We start from the raw sequence: 1,551 nt of genomic DNA on the forward strand, positions 1-1,551 counted from the left end.
CGTTAAATCGCCTTCAGTTTAGGAAATTACAACATACCCCAAGGCCTGCGACCCTCGCGGAAAATCTCGTGGAGTAGCACCCCGAAGGAGTAGACATCCACCTTTTCCGAGTACACCTAGTGATTAGCAAGGCTGATTAATACTCGGTGTTCCAGGGCCTCTGGACTCATCCAACGGATCGGGCCTATCAAAGACGTGGTTCTACCATAGTCGCTGTCCTCCAGCACCCGGGCCAGACCAAAGTCCGCCACTTTAGGGTCTCTATCACCATCAAGAAGAATGTTTCTAGCTTCTCGTTAGCTGCTACACCCACCGGCCAGATCTCTATGAATTACGCCGTTGGCATGGAGGTGAACTTCATTGAGAATAGCAGTTGGGGAGTCCCGAACATAGCGAAGGAGCGAGCCATTTGCAAGGTACATTGTAATCAAGCAAGCAGGCTTTACAGACAAGCCCACAATGCCGAGAACGTTGGGATGCGGTGGAAGCGCAATCAACATCACCGCTTCTTGAATGAGATCCGTTTGCTCCTGGGCGTTGTCCCCGGTCTTGAGCTGCTTGATCGCCACAGCGGCGCCGTTGTACCGGCCTTTGCTGACAATGCCAAACGAGCCTTCGCCCAATGTACGGCCAAGGTGCAAGCTGCGGAAATCAATGAGATACTTGGCATCGATTGTTGTGATGAAGCCCGCCGGGAGGTTGGTCTCTTCCATGTCGTAAGGATACAGAGTTTGAGTCTGGCTAATGACTGTGGACCACTCTTCAAGGCCAGGTCGTTGGCGAACTTCCTCCCTCCAGCTGCTCTCCATCAAGCTCCAGAGTTCATCAGCAATGTCATGGGGACGCCCAAGGCGCTCACCCTTCAGTACCTTCTCGCTCGCCTGGTATTAGTCGTTGCAGACTCTCACCTCTAAATTCGTATACTGAGCAAAAGGGATTTGGCCATTTGAGAACAGTTCCCACACCAGAACAGCCAAGCTCCAAATATCGCTCTCTTGACTCACAATCCGCTTGGGCTTAGCGGCAGTGAGCCTACCTGCAGGATCACCTCTGGCGCAGACCATCGGAACGGGATGAGGTCCTCTTTAGCTGTATAAAGCCCCGAGGCCGGCGCCAAGTGAGCGAGGCCAAAGTCTGTGATCTTCACTGAAATGGGACGCAGAGCTACTGTCAATTCACGTCTCTACCAAAAACGAGAATGTTTCGTAAGGCCATGTCCCCATGGATAACTGCCTGGCCATGCAGGTAGTCCAGTCCTGCAACGATCTCAAGGTGAGCCCAAAAGACATTACTTGCTTGATAGCGTCTAGGCGCGTTCGCATTGTTAGCTTGTTGTGGTGGCAGTGCTCTTGTAGATTGCCAAAGGGAGCAAGCTCCATGACAAGAAAAAGCTCGCTCTCTCTCAGTGAAATACCAAGAAAGTCTACAACACTCTCGTGAGACAGACGCCACATTCTCAATTCGTTGGCTAGGCGCTGTGGCTTGACCTGCGGAATGCTTTTCAAAGCCACGTAAGTTGATTTCCATTGGCCTTGGAAGACATCCCCGCTT

1 protein-coding gene and 1 pseudogene are annotated in these 1,551 nt (G+C 52.0%); both read right to left on the reverse strand.

From position 1 onward, the window contains the following. Window positions 1-116 precede the first annotated feature (116 nt). Window positions 117-809 (reverse strand): annotated as a pseudogene (locus V6D20_03125) (protein kinase). Window positions 810-1,175: 366 nt separating this feature from the next. Beyond that, on the reverse strand, window positions 1,176-1,551 hold a 376-nt coding region (locus tag V6D20_03130), incomplete at its 5' end, for a protein kinase (protein HEY9814786.1).

It is taken from the genome of Candidatus Obscuribacterales bacterium (genome assembly GCA_036703605.1).
In the GTDB taxonomy this organism is placed as follows: Bacteria; Cyanobacteriota; Cyanobacteriia; order RECH01; family RECH01; genus RECH01.